Raw genomic sequence first — 22,179 nt, 5'->3', positions numbered from 1 at the left:
ATTATGGAAACAAATAGAATAGAAAAAGCTATTGATTTTCTAACAAAGAAAATCTCATATCGTACATTAATGATAAAAAGATATTCAGCTAATGCTAAAACAATATATTATGGTGGTTTGGTTGTAGTCGCGTTAATTCTTGCAGCAGCTATGTTTTGTTGTTGGTACTATAAGAATTTTTACAGTACATCTCTATTATTTTTATTGTCGATTATATATTTTACACGTAAAAAGAGTGGCAAGGAAAACTTTAAAGTCTTAAATGAAGATTCTAGACATTTAAATTTCCAGATACAAAACAATGTTTACCATAAAGATGATTTCTCTCGACTTCAGCACAAACTATTTGAAAAATATTGTAACAAATGTAAGATTAGCATTGACATTTATAACATAATAGAAGCCGACTTTATCAGTAATTATTCAACAGATAAATATGATTGGAAATGCACAAAAATTATTGGCTGGTTAGCTGTATTTATAATATCTGGATGCCTTATTCCTAGATTAACGCAAGATTTAAAACCTAGCTCCGTTGCTTGGTTATCATTATTCGCTGAAGTTTCTTGCTATCTTATTGTATTAATACCATTTATGGAATTTAATATTTTCAAATTATCACATGATAATACAAGAAATAAAAACATTTATTTAAAACGATTTCTACAAGAGTTTAAAATTGAATATTTTAAAGAAGGATAGCCTCTAACTCTCATCCTTCGTATTCTTCACCAAACCGATCCCTGAAACAAAAAATATCAGTCCGATGATACCATAAACCATCAGTCCCCTAGTATTTTGACTGTGGTTTACAAAGCCATATCCGGCATAAATTAAGCCGATTATACCTAATATGGTTAATACTGTTCCAAAAGTACGTTTTACGTTCATGATTCTATTTTTTAACATAAGACAAAATTTTCAGGCTTTTGTTTGAGCGCTGTAAAATGGAGTATTAATCGTTTGTGTTTATTTTTTTATAACTTCATAAAAAAATCTAATTATGCAATACACCATTTACGTTGTAGCTATTGTAGCATTTATTATCCTACTTAGCTCGTTCGTTACCGTTAAACAGGGAACCATCGCGGTGGTAACAGTTTTCGGTAAGTACCGCCGTCAGTTAAGACCAGGTTTAAATTTTAAAATCCCATTAATAGAGCAGATTTATTCTCGCATTTCGATTCAGAACCGTTCAGTAGAGCTTTCGTTCCAGGCGGTAACACAAGATCAGGCGAATGTATATTTTAAAGCCATGCTTTTATATTCTGTGGTAAATCAGGATGAAGAGACCATTAAAAATGTAGCATTTAAATTCGTAGATGCCACCAACCTGATGCAAGCGTTAATCAGGACCATTGAAGGTTCAATTCGTGCTTATGTAGCCACACAGAAGCAGGCAAACGTACTGGCTCAACGTAATGAAATTGTACTCCATGTTAAAGAACAGATTGATCAGGTTTTAGATGGCTGGGGTTATCACCTACAGGATCTTCAGCTGAATGATATTACTTTTGATGAAGAAATTATGCGCTCCATGAGCCGTGTAGTAGCGTCGAATAACTTAAAAGCAGCTGCTGAGAATGAAGGTCAGGCTTTACTGATTACGAAAACCAAAGCTGCAGAAGCAGATGGTAATGCGATTAAGATTGCTGCAACGGCCGAGCGAGAAGCAGCTCAGTTACGTGGACAGGGTATTGCTTTATTCCGTGCAGAGGTTGCGCATGGTATGAGCAAAGCTGCCCAGGAAATGGAACAGGCTAATCTGGATATTTCAGTAATCTTATTTACCATGTGGACCGAATCAATCAAGCACTTTGCAGAAAATGGAGATGGTAATGTAATTTTCCTTGATGGTAGTGCAGATGGGATGAATAAGACCATGAAAGAGATGATGGCCATGCAGTTAAATAAACAAACCGAGCCATCAGGGAAGAAATAAACTGTTTTAATTATAAAATAGACCTATAAGGTTTGATAGGCCAACTGAATATCGATTTAGACCTATGAGGTTTAATGGGCAACCTGTATATCAAACCTCATAGGTTTTTTATTAGTGTTTAAGATGTTTCTATCGGTCACTATAAAATTATCGAAATTTAGACCTATGAGGTTTGATAGGCCAACTGAATATCGAACCTCATAGGTTTTTTATTAGTGTTTAAGATGTTTCTATCTGACACTATAAAATTATCGAAATTTAAACCTATGAGGTTTAGTAGGCAACCTGCATATCAAACCTCATAGGTCTAGAATAAAAAAGTCCTCTTTAGTTGGAAACTAAAGAGGACTTATGCTTTAAATATATTTCTGAATTAGTTATTCTTTGGCATCAAACCTAAGTTCATTACATAACTGCCTGATTGCTGCATAAAATCGCCCATTACTCTTAACGATTCGTCTTCAATAAAATCGAATGCATCTTGCTTGGTTACTTTATCTCCTTTTTTAATTGCAGGTAATCCTCTTAAGGCCCTTAATTCATTTTGTCTTGCTAAGGTTTTAGCTTCCTGAGCCTCGCGTTCTGCTTTAAGCTTGGCTTCGTTTAAGGTTACAGAAACTTCATTATCACGTTTTTTAAGATCTGCGATATCCTGTTTAAGGTATTTGAAATCTAAAGAGTTTGCGATACGTTGTTCGCTATTTTTTGTCAGCTGGGCTTTAACAGCAGTTAAATTGGCAACAGCCTTAAAGTTAGAACTTGGAATTACGTCCCATGGCAAAGCAGATGGCTCAGTATCCTCACCAATTTTATCCATCGGATAAATAGAAGGGAAAACAACATCAGGTGTTACCCCTTTATGTTGTGTACTGCTACCTGCTACACGGTAAAATTTAGCCATGGTTAAATTGATCTGACCTAAGTTAATATCAGCAGCACTGGCGCTGCTAGGTGATGTTCCAACAGTTTTATCTTTAGAAATTAAACCTGCTACCCTTTGCAACATGCTTGGGTTTACCAGCTTGTTTAAATCGATAGAAGATTGAACGGTTCCTTTACCATAGGTTTGGCTACCCATAATAATACCACGGCCATAATCCTGAATGGCTCCGGCAAAAATTTCAGATGCTGATGCACTTAAACGGTCTACCATTACACCAAAAGGACCATCCCATGCTACACCACTATTTTCGTCTTCGTCAACTTCAATTTTACCACGTAAATCTTTTACCTGCACTACAGGACCTCTATCAATAAATAAACCTGTTAATGAAATAGCTTCAACCAAAGAACCACCACCGTTTCCTCGTAAGTCCATCACAATGGCATTTACTTTATCGTAAGTTTTTAACGAATCGATCAGTTTTCTTACATCACGGGTGGTACTTTTATAATTTTTATCTCCGGCATTGGCTGCTTTAAAATCAGCATAAAATGCTGGCAAAGTGATGATACCTATTTTAATGTCTTTACCGTTGCTGTTGATGGTTTTTACTTTTTTCTTGGCAGACGTTTCTTCCAACACAATTTTATCACGAACCAATTCTATAATTACCGGTTTCGACGACATTTCTTTTCCAACCGGAATCACCTTTAAACGCACCTTAGTGCCTTTCGGGCCTTTAATTTTCGATACCGTATTATCCAATCTCCATCCTACCACATCAACAAATTCACCATCACCTTGTGCTACAGCAATAATACGATCGCCAGCACTTAATTGTTTACCTTTAAAAGCAGGTCCGCCGGCAATGATTTCTGAAATTTTAACCACCTCGTTTTCCAATTGTAAACGGGCACCGATACCTTCAAAAGAGCGCGACATATCTTCGTTGAAAGCAGCGGCGTTGCTTGGATTGAAATAATTGGTATGTGGATCAATAGATTCTGTAAATGCATCCATCAAAATCTGGAAAACATCCTGATTATTCATTTTAGATGTTTGCGACTGTAAATTCTGATAACGTTTGGTTAAAGTTTCTACATTTTTCGCTTCGGCTGTTCCGGCTAAATTAAGGTTAATCAGCTCGTATTTAACACGTTTCTTCCAGGTATCATTTAAGGCAGTTGTAGAAACTGGCCAAGGTAATTTTTCCCTGTCGTACACATAAGTATCGGTTTGGTTAAAATCGAATTTGGTTTTAATCTGCGTCAGCGAATATGTGAAATATTCGTTAAGCCTTTTAGCATATACATTATAGATAAAAAATGGACCACTTAAATCGCCGTTTTTAAAATCGTCGTCTAAAGTATATCTGTATTTTTCAAATTCTTTGATGTCAGATGCAAGGAAATAATTTTTACCCTGATCTAATGATTTGATGTACTTATCTAAAATAATGGAAGATATAGAATCGTTAATCTGAATTTTCTTATAATTATAACTCTCGATCAGATTCACAACCTCCTTAATCACAAGCTGTTGCTGCTGATCCGGCTTTATATTGGTAATTCCCTCAACTATCGGCTGAGTTTTAGGTGCAGCATGGCAGGCAAGTACGGCTCCGGTAAAAATTACAAAAAATATTCTCTTTAACATCTCTTTAAATGATTTAAAATCCATTTCCAATTCTATATAGCCAATATGATACCATTTTAGCAAAAAAACAAAAAAGAGACAGCATTATTACCGTCTCTTGTTAAAACTTTATCAAATCTAACTAAAAGCTTTTTATTTAACAATTTCTTATAGCACAACGTTAAGAGATATTTTTTGTTTTGTGCAACATTTAAAATTTGACTAAATACAGACTTATAAGCGCTTTTAAGGCAATACCTCAAGGTCTTTCTAGAAAATTACGGGTAAATAGATCTTTTAGCTGAATTATCCTTTTTTAGTAGTGGTTTTGCTGGCAATTATTTCCCTGGCATCTTTAATTTGTGCTTTATATTGGGTAGTTTTAATTGAATTGGCTAACCACTCTGCAGATTTTAGATCTCGTAAGGCAAGGGTAAAATCTTTCTTTTTGATTTTAACCTGAACAATACCCAAAATAGATTCGATATAGGCATTATTGCTTTTTAACTGTTTAGCCAAGATGCCCTGTTGGGTGTAAAACCACATGGATTGGGTATATTTTGTGTTGGCGAGGTAAACTTTGCCTAAAAGGCTGTAGGTATTCATTATGCCTGCCCTATTGCCTGTTTTAGAATAGTTTTTTAAGGCAACATTTAAAAGAATTTGTTCTGCATCGGTAAAACGGCCCAATTGGTAGTGCATGCTGCTCATTTTAATGATGGCCTGCCCGTACCTGTTGAAGTTTTTTACAGAATTATATTCGAAGGCTGCTTTTCCAAACAATGTTAAGGCTTCATTGTAATCACCTTTTCGCTCTAAATCTTCAGCTTCTTCAAAAAAAGAATTCCCGTCTTCCAGATCAAATTTAGATACCGCTATATTAATAGCACTACCTCCATTGGGTTCCTGGATGTCTGTTTTGTCTATATTTTGAGCCTGAAGTTGTAACGATGCAAAAAGGCCGATTAAAGCCAGTACAATTTTGGTCATGCAACAAAAATAATACTTTAATTCTAATATTAGCTAAATACCTGTAAATTAACATCAAAAGATGCCCAAACCATGTATGGATGAGAATCGCAGTGGTATACTTCGCCACCTGCGGTGATGCCTACAATGCCCGCAAAGCCATCAAAAGCCTTAAGTTCGGCGAATGATTTATCTGATGCGTCTTTTAAAGAAAAACCATCGGTAACACGAGTAACGATTTTAGCAGCCAGGGCACTACTTACAATGTCTTCGCCAACACCCGTGCAAGAGATGCCCGCATATTGGTTAGCATAATTGCCCGCAACCGTTGCCGAATCGCTTACGCGGCATGGTATTTCGAATCCTTTACCTCCTGTAGAAGTTGCAGCGGCTAAATTTCCACCGGCATCAAGTGCTACACAACCTACGGTTCCTTTATTGTTTTTCTGGTTTAATTTAGCTTCATATTCAGTTTGGCGCTGTGGCGTAATGGGATTGAAATAGTCAAATCCATTTGCTCTGGCAAATTGCTGTGCACCATCGCCACTTAACACACGGTCATCGTAAGTCAAGAGGTTTTGGGCAATTTCGATCGGGTTTTTAACATCTTCTACATTAATTACACCACTAAACTTTTCAGTTTTACCGTCCATTAAAGCAGCGCTTAATCTCACTTTTCCATCACTTTGGATCTGCGAACCGATACCCGCGTTAAACAATTCGTTATCTTCTAACAAGCCTACGGTATAAACCACAGTTTCTAAAGCGGTATGCGTTTTTAAATATTCATGTCCAAGCGTAACAATCGAAGCTAAAGCATCCTGTTTTGCTTTTTTTGTTTCCTGGTTGGTAGATGATTCGCTGAAGAAGCCACCGTGTATAATTAATTTCATTTTCTAGTATTGAGATGTTAGTAGCAAGTGTCGAGGAAGTAGTATCAGGATTTGAGTAGCAAGATGTAAGTTACTTAAACTGAAAACCGCCCGCTGTTAATTGCTAACTGAACTATGCTATGGGAATAACCTTAGGGTGATGGATCACCAGGCTATGATCATTTAAATCATAAACGTCGCCATCGCACATTACGTGTACCACCATGTTTTTTATCGAAACCGGTTGGCCCATTTCTACATCGGTTAAATTGGTATCGGCCATATTACGGCCATCAACCAAAATTACCATACCTGAGCCAATGGCTTCCATGGTATGCCCGTCTGATATAAAAAGACCAGTATCTTCACCTAAACCAATGCCTAAAATACCTGGATTACTGGCTGCTGCATATAACAAACGACCAATCCTACCGCGTTGTACAAAGTGGGTATCTACAATAACATCATCGATAAAACCTAATCCACCGGTAATTTTAACTTCACCTTTAAGTAAGGCATCTTTACTGCTGCCCTGGTAAATCATATTTTTAGAACTTGCGGCCGCTCCTGCGGATGTACCTGCAATTACCACAGGTTCATTTCTATATTTTTCTAACAGGATCTGGTGGATTTTTGTACCTCCAAAAATGGATGAAAGACGAAGTTGATCGCCACCGGTAAAAATGATTACTTCGGCCGCTTTGATACGCTCATAATTTTCGTTAGAATTTGCTTCCTCACGGTTGGTGATATTTAACACACCAACATTATGAACATCCAATTGTGCATAAGCCTTGATGTATTCTTCACCAACTTTTTCAGGCATTAATGATGCGGTGGTGATGATCTCGAAACGTGATTGGGTATCTTTAATTGATTCTGTAGTAATCCTTTTTAAAATCCCACGCTCAAAAAAGTTCATGTTTTCAGGTAGTCCAAATTGCGTTTCTGCGAAGCTACCGGTGTTTATTGCGCCACCAATGATGATGAGTTTACCTTTCGGAACCATTCTTTGTGTATATAATTGTATCAAAAAACCCAAATATATAGGCTTAAGATAAAAAACACGACTTTTTTTGTCAATAATATTCAATTTATTAACAAACGTTAAAATAATCTAACCTAAAATTAACGTAATAGTGCTTGAAAATAAAACAAATACGTGTTAAAATTGATTTACGTAAATGGGACGTCTAATTTCAAAATAAATGCATATTTTACAGTCATCAATTTCATTCTCAAAATTGAATTAAAAAGGCTGTCCCAAACCCTTGTTAAATTAAAAAACGAACAAAACATTACATGAAGATATTAAACATACAAGTATTAAGAGGGCCAAATATATGGTCGATTAGCCGGAAGAAATTGATCCAGATGCGGTTGGATTTAGAAGATTTAGAACAAAGGCCAACAAATGTGATAGAGGGTTTTGGTGAAAGGATAGAGAAACTGTTGCCAAGCATGTTTACGCATCGCTGTTCTAAGGGCGTTGAAGGTGGTTTTTTTACCCGCGTAAAAGAAGGCACCTGGATGGGCCACGTAATTGAGCATATTGCGCTGGAAATACAGACTTTGGCGGGCATGGATACTGGTTTTGGCAGAACACGCATGACCAAAACGGAGGGCATTTACAATGTAGTTTTCAGTTACCTGGAAGAGAAAGTAGGCGTTTACTCGGCCGAAGCAGCAGTAAGAATTGCCGAGGCTTTGATCAATAATGAAGAGTATGATTTAGAGCACGATATCCGCAGGATGAAGGAAATGCGTGAACTGGAAGCCCTGGGGCCAAGTACAGCTTCAATTGTAGAAGAGGCTGTAAGCAGAAGTATTCCCTGGATCAGGCTAAACAAAAGCTCTCTGGTGCAATTGGGATATGGTAAAAACCAGGTTCGTTTTAGGGCCACCATGACCGAAAAAACCAGTAGCATTGCAGTAGATATTGCCAGTAATAAAGAAGAAACAAAACGCTTGCTTACTGAAGCTGCAATTCCTGTAGCATCGGGTGTAACCATTTCAAATGTTGATGACCTCGAAGCATCAGTTAAAAAAGTAGGGTTTCCTTTGGTTTTTAAACCACTGGATGGCAATCATGGTAAAGGTGCAACCATCAACGTAAAAACCATGGAGGATGCGTTGGCAGCTTTTGAATATGCCAAAACTTATTCGAGAAGGGTAATTATAGAAAAATTTATTACCGGCTACGATTTTCGTGTATTGGTAATCGATCATAAAGTGATTGCAGCGGCACAACGCGATCCCGCACATGTAAGAGGAAACGGAATTCACACCATTCAAGAGCTTATTGATAAAGAAAACGAGGATCCACGCCGTGGTTACGGACATGAAAATGTATTAACAGAAATAGCTGTAGACCGTGATACTTTGGATCTTTTGGCTAAAAAAGAATATACTTTAGAAACGATTCCTGAAAAAGGAGAAGTGGTTTATTTAAAATCAACCGCAAATTTAAGCACGGGAGGAACATCTATTGATGTAACCGATATTGTTCACCCACAGAATATTTTTATCTGTGAAAGGATTTCGAGGGTAATCGGACTGGATATTTGCGGTATCGATATTATGGCGCAAAACCTTACGCAGCCCTTAACCGAAAATGGCGGAGTGGTTTTAGAGGTTAACGCTGCGCCTGGATTCAGGATGCACCTGGCGCCAAGTGAAGGCTTGCCAAGAAACGTTGCAGCATCGGTTATCGATATGCTTTATCCGCAGGGAAAATTATCACAGATCCCGATTATTGCCGTAACCGGAACAAACGGAAAAACCACAACCACACGTTTAATTGCACACATTATCCGAAGTAACGGTAAACGTGTAGGTTTTACCACCAGCGATGGTGTGTATGTGCACAACACCATGTTGATGAAAGGCGATACCACCGGACCGGTAAGTGCAGAATTTATTTTAAAAGACCCTACGGTTGAGTTTGCTGTTTTAGAAACTGCCCGTGGTGGAATTTTAAGGGCTGGTTTGGGCTTTAATGCTTGCGATATAGGTGTAGTAACCAATATTCAGGAAGATCACCTTGGGATTTCAGACATCCACAACCTTGACGATTTAACCCGTGTTAAGGCAGTTGTAATCGGCGCGGTACGCCGTAAAGGCTGGGCAGTATTAAATGCTGATAATGGTTATTGCGTACGCATTGGTAAAGATGCCAGGTGTAATGTTGCATATTTTAGTATGGATGAAAATAATCCGGTGATTAAAGAGCATTGCAGAAAAGGTGGTATTGCGGCTATTTATGAAAACGGATTTATTACCATTAAAACAGGAGACTGGAAATTAAGGGTTGATAAAGCCACGCATATTCCTTTAACATTTGGTGGTTCGGTAAACTTTATGATCCAGAATGTGCTTGCAGCAACACTAGCTACATATTTATGGGGCTATAAACCAGAGGATATCCGTTTATCGTTAGAGACCTTTATCCCTTCGGCAGCACATACACCGGGAAGGATGAACATTTTCAGGTTTAAAGACTTTAAAGTTCTGGTAGACTTTGCGCACAATCCGGATGGATTTAATGGGGTAAAAGGTTTCTTACAGGGCGTAGAGGCTACTGAGCATGTTGGCATCATTTCGGCAACAGGCGATAGAAGAGATGAGGACATTATCGAAACAGCCCGTATTTCTGCACAGATGTTTGATAAAATCTATGTTTGTCAGGAAAAATATTTACGCGGAAGACAACAGCAAGAGCTTGTTGATTTATTGGTAAAAGGCATTAAAGAAGTTGATCCGAATAAAGAAATCATCATTAATAACAAAAGTACTGAATGCTTGAAAATTGCGATTGAAACAGCTCAAAAAGGGTCTTACCTAACTATTTTAAGCAACACGATTGATAATACCATACAACGTGTTACCGAACATTTGGACAGAGAATTGGAATCGTAGTTCTTGATTGAGTTTTTCCGTCGGTAATCGTCATTCCCAACCCGATAGCTATCGGGTCGATTGGGAACCACGGAGTGCTCATGAATGCCTTTGAAACAAGGGAAACTTATGAATAATCGTAATGCAATAAGCTTTAAGATTCCCGCCTGCGCGGGAATGACTACAGTAATAAAAAAAACCTCCTCCGATTATATCGAAGGAGGTTTTTTCGTTTTTATATAGTTCTCACTTATGCCTGGGCATCACGTAATCTTTTGATTTCGTCGTGTGATGTTCTTAGTGATGCTTTTTGATCGGAAATCAGTTCTCTAATATTTGCAGGGATTTCTTCTTCCTCTAAAGCCATTTTATAACCATTTTGGGCTGCATCCTCACCAAATTCGCAGTTATTTAATACTGTCTTGCGGTCGTGGCCGGTGAAGATAGCTTTTACATCCATCCAAGCTCTGTAAATTTTACCTGAGTTGGTGGTTCCTGTCTCAATATCTTCGCCTAGTGCGCTTACTTCTGTAGCTAAAGCCATTTTATATTTCTGGCTTTCAGCAATCATATTTAAAAATAGCGTTTTCAGATCTGCATCACCGTCTTTTAATTCCTGACGGGCTTTTTCATAACCTTCAATACGGTCGTTATTGATTTGGATCAGGTCATTCAATACCTCTGCTGTTGCTGTTGTCGTTTTCATGTTGTTATTTTTTATAGTTTCGATGTATAAAAGCAACACGCTCAATCAAAAAAAGGTTTGTCATTTTTTCAATTGATTAAGAAGGTAGGTGTAATAGCTTGTTTATCAGGTTATTTTTTCGAGAAATATTGTGCCAGTTTTTCTTTTACAAAACGCCTTACACGGGTTACCATATTCCCTTTACGTTTGGTTAAAAAGGATTTGATGGCTTTATAGGCTAAAGGGTCTTCCGCAATTAGGGTCGGGAATTCAACAATAGGTTTGGGGTTGATAATGACGTTATAGATGTCGTTTATTCCTGAGTGCACTCCTGTACCATCATGCCCGATATTATTAACCAGCGACTGTGATGGATTGAGTGTTAAACCACCTTTTAAAAAGATAGATGCATACCACCTGATGGCCCAGCTATTGTTTTTCCCTTTTTTAAATTCCAGCATCTGTTTCCAGAAATTCATTTTATTATCGATGGAAAAAGCTGCTTTTTTCTTTTTATCAAACTGTTTTAAAAGGATATCAATATTGGGTTCGAAGTTTTTCCAGGCCCTCCCCCATGTAGCCCATCCCCAGCTGGTGGCTGCCCGGTAAAAAAATGACGGAGCCAGTTCATCGGCTTTTAAAGGATACATATATGCGCCAATGTGCATCACTTTTTCTTCTTCGCTATAACGGTTTAAGGCCTCGTTAAAATAGTGCAAAGTATGTGGAGAGGTAACCAGGTCATCTTCAAAAACAATTACCTGATCATATTCTTCTATCAGCTGGCTTACACCTGCAATTACCGAATTGGCTAAGCCTGCGTTATCCTTTCTCTCAATTACTTTAACGGATTTAAATCCCTTAGTTTTATTAATAATTTTCCTTACCGCAGCTACATTTTCTTCATCCCGAATGGTTTTTGCTCCATCCGAAAAGATGTATAAATGACTTTCGGCAGCCAGTTCGTTCTGTTGCAGAAATTTTAACGTGCGCTCGGTATGCTGCGGACGGTTATATACGAAAAGTGCTATGGGCGCAAGGTTTTGCATTTTTGTTTTATTAATTAAGCTTATTAATAAGCGGGGCTAGGCATTTTTTACCATATAAGAAATTTAAGTTTCATATAAGCTATCGCAAAAGTATATCAATAAATTGATTCGTACATTTCGTTTACATAAGTTTTTTGTCCCTCTCTGTATATATGGGTACAATTAAAGTTAATCATTAACCCCATTGGCAATTGCAACAACTTCATATAAGTTAAAAGTTGCGCGACATGGATAGGAGAAATAGTTTCTACAGATTTAAACTCAACCACCAATGCATTATCTATTAACAAATCACAACGAAGATCCGCATCAATCATTAATCCTTTATAATTTATCGGGATACTAAGCTCTGACTTAAAATTAATATTTCTTATTTCCAGTTCATGAACCATACATTTATGATATGTACATTCCAAAAGTCCAGGCCCCAATGTTTTATGAACTTCAATAGCTGCTCCGTTTACCTTGTAAACTAAATCTTTTAGATAGTTTCTGGTTAATAACATTCCTTTTATATTAAATTTATTCGGATGTACTTTTAACCGGGATGTCAATATTTAATACAATATATTCATTTTCTTATTTTGTATTATTATGTTTAACGCAATTTTTCTAATCTTAACAAAAAAGAGATTAAGACTCAAAACTTATTTACCATATAAGACATGTAAGTGGCATATAAGTCGAGAAGTATGCTTCAATTTCGGTTGGTAACCTTATATTTTCTTATATTCCTTATATGGTGAAACAATAAACAGAATAATTTTTGTGTTTTACGATTTCATCACATAAGTTCGGAAGGCTCAATCTTTATCGTTAAATAAGGGCTATTTTAAAATTATACAACTAAAATATCTGCAGGTTATGATCTGATTTTTTTGTTAATACGGTGTATGCATTGGCAAACTGTTCCTGTTTTTTCCTTCCGAATAAATTACCCAATGTTTTCTTTATGCGGTATTCAAGCTCAATTTTTAAGGTTTTAGAAAATGTTTTTGGTGCCTTTCTATTGATAAACTCATTAAATTTTACCGTTTCTGGAGCTGTCATCGAAACTTTATCTTCTAAAATTTCCAACCCTTCACTCTGCAGCAAAAACCTTAAAGATGTTGGCGTATACATATTGATATGACCATAATCCAAAAAGTGTTTCATCCTTTCATCTACGCCGAAACGGTAATCTTTAGGCACTTCTACCACTATATATTTAGCAACCCGCTTCAATTCCCTGATCAGGATCCTTTCGTGTTCTACATGTTCTAAAACGTGCGCAAGAATAATCAGATCAAAAGTATCATCTTCATAAGGAATTTTATAACCATCAAAAGTCTGTGCTTTTTTTAAGCTCGAAAGGTTACGGTCTTTTATAATATCGACACCGCTTTGTGCAATTTCTAAAGCATACAGTTCGGGTGCAAAATGCCATTCATTTAAAAAATGTAAAATGCTGCCATCGCCCGCACCAACCTCAAGTACTTTTTTAGGCTTCAGTCCTTTGCAAACATCAACAATATTCTGGGCTTTGTATTTAGCGCCGAGCATCCGCCAGGCCACATCGCTATTGGTATAAAAATTATCGTAGGCTGTTTTTACTTCTTCACTTAACATGGTTCTGACAGATTTAAATACCTAAACAATTATCCTGCTTATAAAAAACTGAAGTTGCCTTTTCGTAAAAAAGACCAGGCGAAATTCCACTAAAGCTGATTTCTTTAAAACCCTGTGCTTTCAACAGCACCCGGGCTGGGTGATAAACTTCGCGTTCGCTATCATCTAAAACTAACACCCCAATTAAGGAAAGGGCGTCGACACTGTATTTACAACAGTTTACACGGTCGCGGCCATCAACAATAATAATATCGAATTTTTTATTGAGTAAAGTTGCTTTTTTAGCATACTCACCATCTTTTTCCAATTGGCAAAAGATCATTTCGGCATTGGCCGGACTGGTATTTTTAACCATATCGTGCCATCCTTTATCGTGCTCAACTGAAGTTACCGAACCAGCCCGCTCCGCATAAAAAATGGTCGAATTACCAGATCCATATTCGAAAATATGCTGGTTTTTGTTTATTCTTTCCTTAATAAAATCAATAAAAGAATACGTTACCCAAGGGAGTGCCTTCCCATTGCCATCTACGGCCTGTTTTTTATCAAAAGCAGTGAACCAGCCAATGCTGTTTAAATAGCCTTTATGTCCGTATGATAATAATGCTTTAAGCCTGTTTGGCTTTGCAATTAATGTGCTTAATGCTTTAAGAGTACTCAACGTTTAAATATTTTTTGAAATGCTGTGACCAAAAATAATGATTTTAACATCATTATACCCTGTTGACGTGTTTTAGGAATTAATAAAATGAAAAAGGTTGCTGTAAAGTAAGCAATCAGTGTAGCAAGTGCAGCTCCCATGATACCAAATTTTGGTATCCATAATATGTTTAAACCGATATTTACCATAGCGCCCATTCCTGTTCGAAGCATCGATAACTTGGTATATCCTTCTGCAATAAGATACTGCCCACTTGCACTACCCAAGAAAACAAATATACCTGCCCAAACATGAACAGTGAGTACATGTGCACCATCCCAAAATTCTGGTGTATAAACAATATGATATATGATGGGTGAAGCAAAAGTCATGAAAACCGCTACGCTCAAACTTATCCAAACCATAATATCGTACATGTTTTGTAGACGTTTCATATATCTTTCCGGATTATCCCTTTTTGCATTCATAATTGCAGGAAACACAGAAGTTACTATTGCAACAGGTATGAAATACCAACTTTCACTTAACTGTACAACGGTTGAATAAATTCCTAAAGCTCCAGTCCCCAGATAATTTTCAACCATAAGCTGATCAATTTTCATGTATATAGAAACCAGAACTGCAGAAAGTGCAAGCGGCCATGAATGTTTTAGAAGATATTTTGCTAGTGCTGAATCAAATATCCACTTGAAAATGCTTCCTACCTTTACCTTATAAAAATAGATATATCCGATTGCTAGAATTATCGTATCAAGCAATAAAGCAAAAACAAACCACTCAACATTTAATTTTAAAAAGATAAATATCAGTTTAATTAATGCAGAGATAATATTGCCGAATACTTGTACTCGCATTACATATTTAGCCTGCACTTTAGATTGGAAATAACTGTCGGTAATATAGAAAGCCTGAGTTATTCCGGTAAGTCCCACAATCAGAACATAAATGAGTGGTGTTTCAATAGGCTTGTGCGTATTCCAAAGCATATATGCGAAATATATAAGTGGAATAATACAAATACCCCCGATAAGCTTGAGCCAAAAGGCAGTTCCAAGTAAACGATCTCTATTTTCAGGGGTACGAAGAAGTTCTCGCGTAGTAAAACCATCCAGACCAAGAGCGGCTGCAGCTACAAAAAAAGTCGTGAACGCTGTGGGGTAATTTAAAATGCCATTTAATGTTTTTCCTAAATAATTGGTAATAGCAAATCCGACCAGGATTTTGATCACTAAACTTCCAACTCTAGCCAACATTAACCATCCCGTATTTTTTAAATACTTGTTAAATGCTTCTTCGTCAAAACCTTTTATGGCGGGTAATTTCATTAACGCAAAGATGTAAAAAAATGTGCGTTAAGTAAGATACCGTAAATTCAAAATATTTTTATTGCATGATGGCGGTTAGCCTTCACTTTTTGTTTCCGGTACTTTTGTTTCGATATTTTTGGTTTCAGGTGCTGGAACCGGGTTAACAACCGGAGCAGGTTTGCTGTTTAACGGTGCGCCAACAGCAAGGTCGCACCTGTGGTTCGGCTGACCATGTGGTGGATTTAAACCTTTGCCCACTTTTATAGCCGGCAATTGTGTTACTGCGGGTTGTGTAGTAGTAACAACCTGTGTAGGCTTGCTATCTAGGGGTGCACCAATGGCAATATCGCACCTATGACCTGGTTCACCATGTTTAGGATTTAGCTTTTTTCCTGCTGTATTTGCAACAGAAGCCGTTGGGGCAGGTGTTGGCTGTGGATTTGTATTTTGTTGAGGCTGCACGCTTGCGGTAGGATTTAATGGAGCACCAACGGCCAGGGCACAGGTATGTCCGGCTTCACCATGCGGCGGATTAAAAATCAGATTACTTTTAGTATTCTGCCCTACTGGCTGAGCAACATTGCTTTTTTGCAATCCCTGGAGCCCAGTTGGAGTTGGAATAACAGCCTGAGCACTTTCTTTCTTTTCGCTGCCATTACAGGCAAAAAGTATAGTAAGCATTGAGAGGTAAAAAGCATATTTCATGAGCACAGATTTTAGGATTAACCAAATATGGCGAAATTAATTTAAGCCTGAAAGCTCTTTTCTATTCTTTCTAACTGTTTTAAGTGATGCTTTAAATGTATTTCTATAAACCTAAGCCATTGTTTAGCATTTAAATAGCCTAATCTGGGGTGTTTCGTTTTGCTATCAGTTTTTGCATTTGCAAGTAACGGATAGTTATCGTCCAAAGCTTTTTCGAATTCTAAAATAAAATCGAGGGCTTCCGTTTTACTGATCTTTTTTACACGCTCTGCCAGCCGTTTCGGCACCTTATACTTTTTTGCCGGAGGTAATGAACCCAGTAATAAAATCAGCTTTACAATAAAATGTGTGGGTTTGTTTTCGCCTTTACCATTTGCTGCGTGTTCAAAGGCAATTATTGAAAGTAGGCTCGAGTCAAAAATATGTGAGTATACCTCGCTGTAACTCCAGCCAGCAATTGGAGGAGTAGTTTGGAAAATATCTTCAGGGTAACGCGATAATTTCGATTTGTAGGCATCGACTACATGATGTATCGATGCCTTAACTTTTGCAGCCGTCATTTAATAAAGATAAGCCGAATTACTGTTTCTCCAAATATTTTAAAAAGTCATCCTTATTGGATGGGAATACAAAAATATCGGATAATGTAAAATAATTCTGTGGATCAGCCACATTTTTATAAAGATTTGTGGCCACCTTTAAGCGTTGATCATCAAAATTGAAAGATTTTAAAAGGATCTTTACCTGGGCACTTAACAATGATGAATTTTTAGTCACAACATTGATCATTCTCAGTCGGCCATCATCAAAATTCTCTCTTCTGTACTGAGTTAAAAAAGTCTGAAAAGCTTCTTCAGAGAGTAGTCTATAACTAAAATCAGGCTGTGGTACCACCGGCGGAACAATACCGGTGTTATAATCTCCGGTATAACCATCAAAATCATTAAGGGCATATTGCCTGTTACGAAAGATGTTTAGCTGTTTTAATGTGATTAGCTGTTTACCTTCTAAACTCAAAATAAGCCTTTGTTCTGGTATAACTCTGATGCGCTGTTTTAAGATCACCGTATTGCCCTGAATAATAGATAGTATTGGTGCTGAATTGTAGACATCGTAAAAGCGGAACCTTCCGTTGGCCGACGAAACAAGTTCTTCGTCTAAATATACGTTGTACTTGCCCGGATTAACGATTTCTAAAAAAACTTCGGCAGATCTGCGGTTGTTTTGAGCGAAACTTAGGGTAGCAAATAACATTGCCAGTCCTAAAAAGATGGTTGTTTTCATCATTGTTTAGTGTTTTTAAAAGGCGATGAAGCTATCATAATCTTGATTTTCATTAACTCTTTTGAGTTTGTTAAGATTATGATGGTTTCATTTTAATTAAGGTTTCATTTGTGTGTGTTTTGAATTAATGCCAAACAAATGCCAAAACCAAACAAAAAAGGAGTAGGATTAAAAAAGTTTCAATAATTCTTCCAAATGAACAATTTCTTGTTTTACATCTTCAGGTTTTTCTTTTTGCGAAGGATTAAAAAAGATGGCCTCCATACCAAAATTTAATGCACCATAAATATCGGCTTCCAAACTGTCACCAATCATAATGCTTTCTGCCTTTAACGCTTTGGCTCTATCCAATGCATATTCAAAAATGAGAGGATTTGGTTTGTTTACGCCTACATCTTCCGAAATAATTACATTTTCGAAATATGGATTCAGGTTAGACAGGTTCATTTTGGTTAAGGTAGTCTCCTTAAAACCATTTGAAATGATATGCAAAGTGTATTTTTGCTGTAAATATGCCAACACGTTTTCTGCTCCTTCGAACAGATTGGTTTTTGTGGGCGAAATATTTACATAATCATCCTCAAACTGATGAGGAACTGCATCAGGATGGATACCCAACTGAATAAAAGTTTTGCTAAAACGCTCCGACCGCAAAAAATCCTTAGTGATTTTTCCTAAATGGTAATCGGCCCACAACTGATGGTTGTTTTCTGTATAAGTGCTGATGAAATCGGTACAGGATTTAAGACCGAGCTCCTCTAATTTATACGTTTGGCAAAGCTCGTTTAATGTTTCTTCGGCATTGCGATCAAAGTCCCAGATGGTATGGTCAAGGTCGAAGAAGATATGTTTTTTCATTTGTAATGTTTTTCACAAAGGTAACTTAATGATTTTTGATTTATAAATAATCTCCCACCTTTGCGTTAAGCTCCTCAATAAGTTCCTCATCCATGTACTGGTAATCGTCTGGAATATCTAGTGTGACAATTTCCTTTCCATAGATTTCTTCGGGGAAACGTTCGGTAATTCTTTGTTTATGTTTTTTCTCCATTACAAAGATCAGATCGGCCCAAACGATCAGTTTAGCATTGATTTTAATCCTTGCCGAAGGCTCGGTGCCGGCAGAACGCACCTGATGATTGGGATGATTTTTATACATAGTTTCGGCAGTAGCGCTTCGCCATTTATTCCTACTGCATACAAAGAGGATATTCATTTTATATTGAGCGTTACAAGACTCCAGACTAAAGACTTCGGACTAAACTTTCTCTCCATAAGCCAAGTCACCAGCATCGCCTAATCCGGGAACGATGTAAGATTTACTGGTCATTTCTTCATCAATGGCACCAACCCAAATTTTCGCCTTAGGCAAATTGGCGCGTACATGGGCAACACCTTCGGTACTGGCTATTGCGGCAACAATATGAAGTTCTTCAATTTTGTAGCGGTTAATCAATTCTTTACAGCACATTACCATGCTCTGTCCGGTCGCCAGCATTGGGTCGGCCATAATCAAAACTTTGCCATCTAAATCAGGAGTAGAAATATAATCCATCTGGATCACGAAATCGCCACTTTTTTCAACTTTTCTATAAGCCGAAATAAAACAGCATTCAGCCCTGTCGAAAATGTTGAGCAAACCTTGTTGCAGTGGCAGTCCGGCCCTGAGTATAGTGGCCAGAACGGGTTGCTGTGCTAAAACTTCGCAAGGCGATACGCCTAATGGTGTCGTAATTTCTTTGGTGCTATATTTTAACGATTTACTGATTTCGTAAGCAAAAAACTCACCAAGCCTTTCCAGATTTTTGCGGAAACGCATCGAATCTTTCTGAATATTTTCATCCCGAAGTTCAGCTATAAAGGTATTGGCAATCGATTTTGTTTTGCTTACATCAAAAATCATAATTCTTATTTTTCGGTTCTCACAAATTTAGTCCCAAGATGGGTTTAGTGGTTAAAAATAGGAATTTTAAGGCGGATAGTTTAAAAAATTAGTTTCCTGCGTAGTTGAGCATTTCGATAAACAGTAACTTCAATTTCTTATATTTAGGATGATCTGACAAACTTCTTAAACTCCAACTGCTATGAAATGTTCCATTTACAACCTTAACCGCATCAATATATTGATGTAAGGTTTTCGTCGCCGATTCAGTTGTTAAATACTGCAGAATATAATCGGTTAAACAATAAGAATTTACCACTAAAGGTGTTACTTTTTCGAGCTGAAGATCATACCAGTTAAAAGGTGTACAGGTTCCGGCCCTAAAACCCAATACATTGCTATAACCCATAGAATAATCTGAAGTAATACCCGAATTCAGAATATTTAAATAACAGATCGGAAATTTTAATACTTCTAATTGCTGACTGGTTAAAGGAATGGCAGCCGGATGGATTTTCCTGAGTTTGATCAGTCCTTCTTTAATTTCAGTCATTTTCTGCTTGTTGCTGGCGCAAGGCCTTAATAACCCTACAGATTGATCCTCAAAATGCTTAGCAACACCATTAATTTGAATGTAATCCATCGGTACTTCAGGGAAATCGACAAAATAAAAGGCTTTATTTTTTTTCGCAGCTATGATTTTATTTACTTCTTCCAGTACCTGTTCGTTATTGATCCCAACCCCGGTGAGCCGATCGAATTTGGAGCTTAAGTAATTATTCTCTTTTTTAAAAAGCGCGCTAAAAACAAATTTAGTACGGTTTAAAAAACCTTTTGGTAAACCCGGTAAAATATTGAAGTTTATGGTAGGCTGATGCTGGAATTTCTTCTCGTGAAACTTAAAACCGGGATGTTTCTTTTTGATGATGCTTTTAATCATCAGCGCCCACTCATCAATAACCGGTTTATCTAAAACCTTCCATTTATGCTGGTAACTTTTAGAAGGCTTGAATTCTTCTTCTGTATTTTTTTGGTGAATGTATTCCTCATAACGGCTCACCATAAAAAAAGCCGCCGCAAAAACATCAAAGGGCAAGGTTGATTGCTCAACCGGGAAAGGAACCTGATATTCGCCAAATGAAATGGTTTTTGGTTTAAATTCTTCCAATTTGTTGGAAAAGAGCAAAGCCGTACTTTTAAAAAAAAGTTCATCGCCTAATGGTTCATCACCATAGCTGATCTTAACCTGTTCACTCTGCAGAAAATATTGACTATTACCTGTAAATTCTATTTCTGCTTTAAGGATATCTTTAAAAATAAAATTGAAGATATATTTGATGCGGGGCGTTAATATATTGGAGAAGATGATTAGATGCATAACTTATTTTAACAACGGGATTTAAAAAAAGATGACAAGAAATATTCCTCAGCTAATATTAACACATAATATTGCCAATTAAATTTAACGGTAATTTAACATTGAACCATTATCTAATACAAAAATTACAATTAAAAGTTTGCGGTGAACTTTTTTTCGGGGTAAAGTATTTTGGTGCTTTTACGGGTACTGCCCTTTACTACATGTACGATACTCATCTGATCATCAAACATATCGTACAAAATAGTATCATTAACTTCAACAGATTTAATGGCAGGTATTTTTTCAACTTCGAGGTAAATATTGGTCGCTTCATGATCAATCTCAAATCCTATATAATTCATGGCAACAGCATTTCCATTGGCTTTTAGCTGTAAATGGCTAAGCAGGTATTTTTTTACCAGTTCATCCATTGCAGCTTTCATATTAGTATTGCTTAAATCAGTTTTCTGCTTATATAATTTGGCTAAAATAGCTTCAAAATCATCTGAAAAAATCCGACAGCTTACTTCAAGGGTTTTATCCTTGGCGTTAAAATTTATTTCAGTGGTACTTACATGTAAAGGATGTTTCATTCCTGCATGAGCCGAAAAAAAAACACAGCAGAATAGCAAAAGGATATATTTTAATTTATGCATCAATATTAGGTGTTACAGTAAACAAAGTTAAGATTTAAAGCTTAAACCAAACAATCGCAATAAATAGCTTCAAAATCAGTAACAAATTTGGTATTTATGGTTTTGTTTGAAGGATATTTGGGCTTTTTGCAATTAAAAACATAATTTTAAGCTTTATAAACTATTTTAACTCCAATAGTTAGCTTATTATTTCATGCCGTTGCAAGATTTTATCTTTTATTTCAAATTAGGTTGGGAGCATATTATAAGCGCCGATGCGTTAGATCATCAACTTTTTATTTTAGCATTGGTAGCCATTTATAGTTACCACAACCTGAAACAAGTGCTGATATTGGTTACTGCTTTTACGATTGGCCATTCGCTTACTTTACTTTTGAGTGTTTTAGACATCATCAGGTTCGAAAGCAAATGGGTAGAGTTTTTAATCCCCTGCACCATTGTCATTACTGCGATAAGTAACCTGTTCAGGAAGAATTTTTCGATGAAATCTGTAAAGATCAACTACTTTTTGGCATTGGGTTTTGGATTGATCCATGGCATGGGCTTCGCTAATTCGATCAGGATCATGCTGGCAAAAGACCAGAACATTGGCTGGGGACTGTTCGGTTTTAATGTAGGGCTTGAGGCAGGCCAGGTTTTTATGGTTTTCATCATTTTATTGATTACTTTTTTTATTTTTAACTATACCCGCATCAAACGCATCAGTTGGGTGTTATTTGTATCGGCAGCCGTATTTAGCCTGGCTTTAAAAATGGCTTTAGAAAGAATCCCTCTTTAACTAATG

23 protein-coding genes are annotated in these 22,179 nt (G+C 36.9%); 4 read left to right on the top strand and 19 right to left on the bottom strand.

Annotated features, from left to right (window positions below):
• The first annotated feature begins 3 nt into the window (after positions 1-3).
• On the top strand, positions 4-702 hold the full coding sequence (locus U859_RS0100560; RefSeq protein WP_025141501.1) for a hypothetical protein: 699 nt from the start codon (positions 4-6) through the stop codon (positions 700-702).
• Between the two features lie 3 nt (positions 703-705).
• Here U859_RS0100560 and U859_RS0100555 read toward each other — a convergent pair whose 3' ends face one another.
• Entirely contained in the window at positions 706-891 is a 186-nt protein-coding gene (locus U859_RS0100555) for a hypothetical protein (RefSeq protein ID WP_025141500.1), read from the bottom strand.
• A 112-nt stretch (positions 892-1,003) separates the two neighbouring features.
• Here U859_RS0100555 and U859_RS0100550 point away from each other — a divergent pair, with 112 nt between their 5' ends.
• The gene (locus tag U859_RS0100550) at positions 1,004-1,942 is read left to right on the top strand and encodes an SPFH domain-containing protein (protein ID WP_025141499.1); all 939 of its coding nucleotides are present in this window, start codon (positions 1,004-1,006) and stop codon (positions 1,940-1,942) included.
• A 373-nt stretch (positions 1,943-2,315) separates the two neighbouring features.
• On the opposite strand, the gene U859_RS0100545 is transcribed toward U859_RS0100550, so the two are convergent.
• The 4 genes from U859_RS0100545 to U859_RS0100530 form a co-directional block, all read right to left on the bottom strand.
• A complete protein-coding gene (locus tag U859_RS0100545; RefSeq protein ID WP_240182996.1) occupies positions 2,316-4,481 on the bottom strand; it encodes a carboxy terminal-processing peptidase in 2,166 nt (721 codons plus the stop codon).
• Between the two features lie 285 nt (positions 4,482-4,766).
• A complete protein-coding gene (locus U859_RS0100540) occupies positions 4,767-5,450 on the bottom strand; it encodes a hypothetical protein (protein WP_025141497.1) in 684 nt (227 codons plus the stop codon).
• 29 nt (positions 5,451-5,479) lie between these two features.
• Positions 5,480-6,322 carry an isoaspartyl peptidase/L-asparaginase gene (locus U859_RS0100535; RefSeq protein WP_025141496.1) on the bottom strand — a complete coding sequence of 281 codons (843 nt, stop codon included), beginning with the start codon at positions 6,320-6,322 and terminating at the stop codon, positions 5,480-5,482.
• Positions 6,323-6,434: 112 nt separating this feature from the next.
• Positions 6,435-7,334: a cyanophycinase gene (locus U859_RS0100530; protein WP_240182995.1), complete on the bottom strand. Its 900-nt coding sequence runs from the start codon at positions 7,332-7,334 to the stop codon at positions 6,435-6,437.
• A 269-nt stretch (positions 7,335-7,603) separates the two neighbouring features.
• On the opposite strand from U859_RS0100530, the gene cphA reads away from it, so the two are divergent.
• Entirely contained in the window at positions 7,604-10,219 is a 2,616-nt protein-coding gene (gene cphA / locus U859_RS0100525; protein WP_025141494.1) for a cyanophycin synthetase, read from the top strand.
• Between the two features lie 229 nt (positions 10,220-10,448).
• Here the strand turns inward: cphA and U859_RS0100520 are convergent, their stop codons facing one another.
• The 14 genes from U859_RS0100520 to U859_RS0100455 all read right to left on the bottom strand — a co-directional run bounded on the left by U859_RS0100520 (position 10,449) and on the right by U859_RS0100455 (position 21,332).
• Positions 10,449-10,904, bottom strand: coding sequence for a ferritin-like domain-containing protein (locus tag U859_RS0100520; RefSeq protein WP_025141493.1), 456 nt, complete (start codon positions 10,902-10,904; stop codon positions 10,449-10,451).
• A gap of 110 nt (positions 10,905-11,014) precedes the next feature.
• Positions 11,015-11,932 (bottom strand): glycosyltransferase, encoded by a 918-nt coding sequence (locus tag U859_RS0100515; protein ID WP_025141492.1) that lies wholly within the window; start codon positions 11,930-11,932, stop codon positions 11,015-11,017.
• Positions 11,933-12,027: 95 nt separating this feature from the next.
• Entirely contained in the window at positions 12,028-12,438 is a 411-nt protein-coding gene (locus U859_RS0100510) for a GxxExxY protein (RefSeq protein WP_025141491.1), read from the bottom strand.
• 340 nt (positions 12,439-12,778) lie between these two features.
• Positions 12,779-13,540, bottom strand: a complete 762-nt coding sequence (locus U859_RS0100505; RefSeq protein ID WP_025141490.1) for a class I SAM-dependent methyltransferase — start codon at positions 13,538-13,540, stop codon at positions 12,779-12,781.
• A 13-nt stretch (positions 13,541-13,553) separates the two neighbouring features.
• Complete coding sequence (locus U859_RS0100500; RefSeq protein WP_025141489.1) at positions 13,554-14,201, bottom strand: FkbM family methyltransferase; 648 nt, start codon at positions 14,199-14,201, stop codon at positions 13,554-13,556.
• Positions 14,198-15,526: a flippase gene (locus tag U859_RS0100495; protein ID WP_025141488.1), complete on the bottom strand. Its 1,329-nt coding sequence runs from the start codon at positions 15,524-15,526 to the stop codon at positions 14,198-14,200. The genes U859_RS0100500 and U859_RS0100495 overlap by 4 nt, the downstream gene beginning before the upstream one ends.
• A 75-nt stretch (positions 15,527-15,601) precedes the next feature.
• Complete coding sequence (locus U859_RS30810) at positions 15,602-16,213, bottom strand: hypothetical protein (RefSeq protein WP_025141487.1); 612 nt, start codon at positions 16,211-16,213, stop codon at positions 15,602-15,604.
• 41 nt (positions 16,214-16,254) lie between these two features.
• On the bottom strand, positions 16,255-16,773 hold the full coding sequence (locus U859_RS30805) for a DinB family protein (protein ID WP_025141486.1): 519 nt from the start codon (positions 16,771-16,773) through the stop codon (positions 16,255-16,257).
• Between the two features lie 19 nt (positions 16,774-16,792).
• Positions 16,793-17,500, bottom strand: coding sequence for a DUF4476 domain-containing protein (locus U859_RS0100480; RefSeq protein ID WP_084152993.1), 708 nt, complete (start codon positions 17,498-17,500; stop codon positions 16,793-16,795).
• Positions 17,501-17,665: 165 nt separating this feature from the next.
• Positions 17,666-18,355, bottom strand: coding sequence for a YjjG family noncanonical pyrimidine nucleotidase (locus U859_RS0100475; RefSeq protein ID WP_025141484.1), 690 nt, complete (start codon positions 18,353-18,355; stop codon positions 17,666-17,668).
• A 40-nt stretch (positions 18,356-18,395) separates the two neighbouring features.
• A complete protein-coding gene (locus tag U859_RS0100470; protein ID WP_025141483.1) occupies positions 18,396-18,713 on the bottom strand; it encodes a low molecular weight protein tyrosine phosphatase family protein in 318 nt (105 codons plus the stop codon).
• Between the two features lie 42 nt (positions 18,714-18,755).
• On the bottom strand, positions 18,756-19,400 hold the full coding sequence (upp, locus tag U859_RS0100465) for a uracil phosphoribosyltransferase (protein ID WP_025141482.1): 645 nt from the start codon (positions 19,398-19,400) through the stop codon (positions 18,756-18,758).
• Positions 19,401-19,488: 88 nt separating this feature from the next.
• A complete protein-coding gene (locus U859_RS0100460; protein WP_025141481.1) occupies positions 19,489-20,757 on the bottom strand; it encodes a DUF7033 domain-containing protein in 1,269 nt (422 codons plus the stop codon).
• A gap of 131 nt (positions 20,758-20,888) precedes the next feature.
• Positions 20,889-21,332: a DUF6702 family protein gene (locus U859_RS0100455; RefSeq protein WP_162799823.1), complete on the bottom strand. Its 444-nt coding sequence runs from the start codon at positions 21,330-21,332 to the stop codon at positions 20,889-20,891.
• A gap of 256 nt (positions 21,333-21,588) precedes the next feature.
• Here U859_RS0100455 and U859_RS0100450 point away from each other — a divergent pair, with 256 nt between their 5' ends.
• Positions 21,589-22,173, top strand: a complete 585-nt coding sequence (locus U859_RS0100450; RefSeq protein WP_205314361.1) for a HupE/UreJ family protein — start codon at positions 21,589-21,591, stop codon at positions 22,171-22,173.
• The last annotated feature ends 6 nt before the right edge of the window (positions 22,174-22,179 follow it).

It is taken from the genome of Pedobacter jeongneungensis (assembly GCF_000633455.1).
Lineage (GTDB): Bacteria > Bacteroidota > Bacteroidia > Sphingobacteriales > Sphingobacteriaceae > Pedobacter > Pedobacter jeongneungensis_A.
Note: the sequence above shows the minus strand (reverse complement) of the source record. Positions and strands in the feature narration are given on the sequence as shown.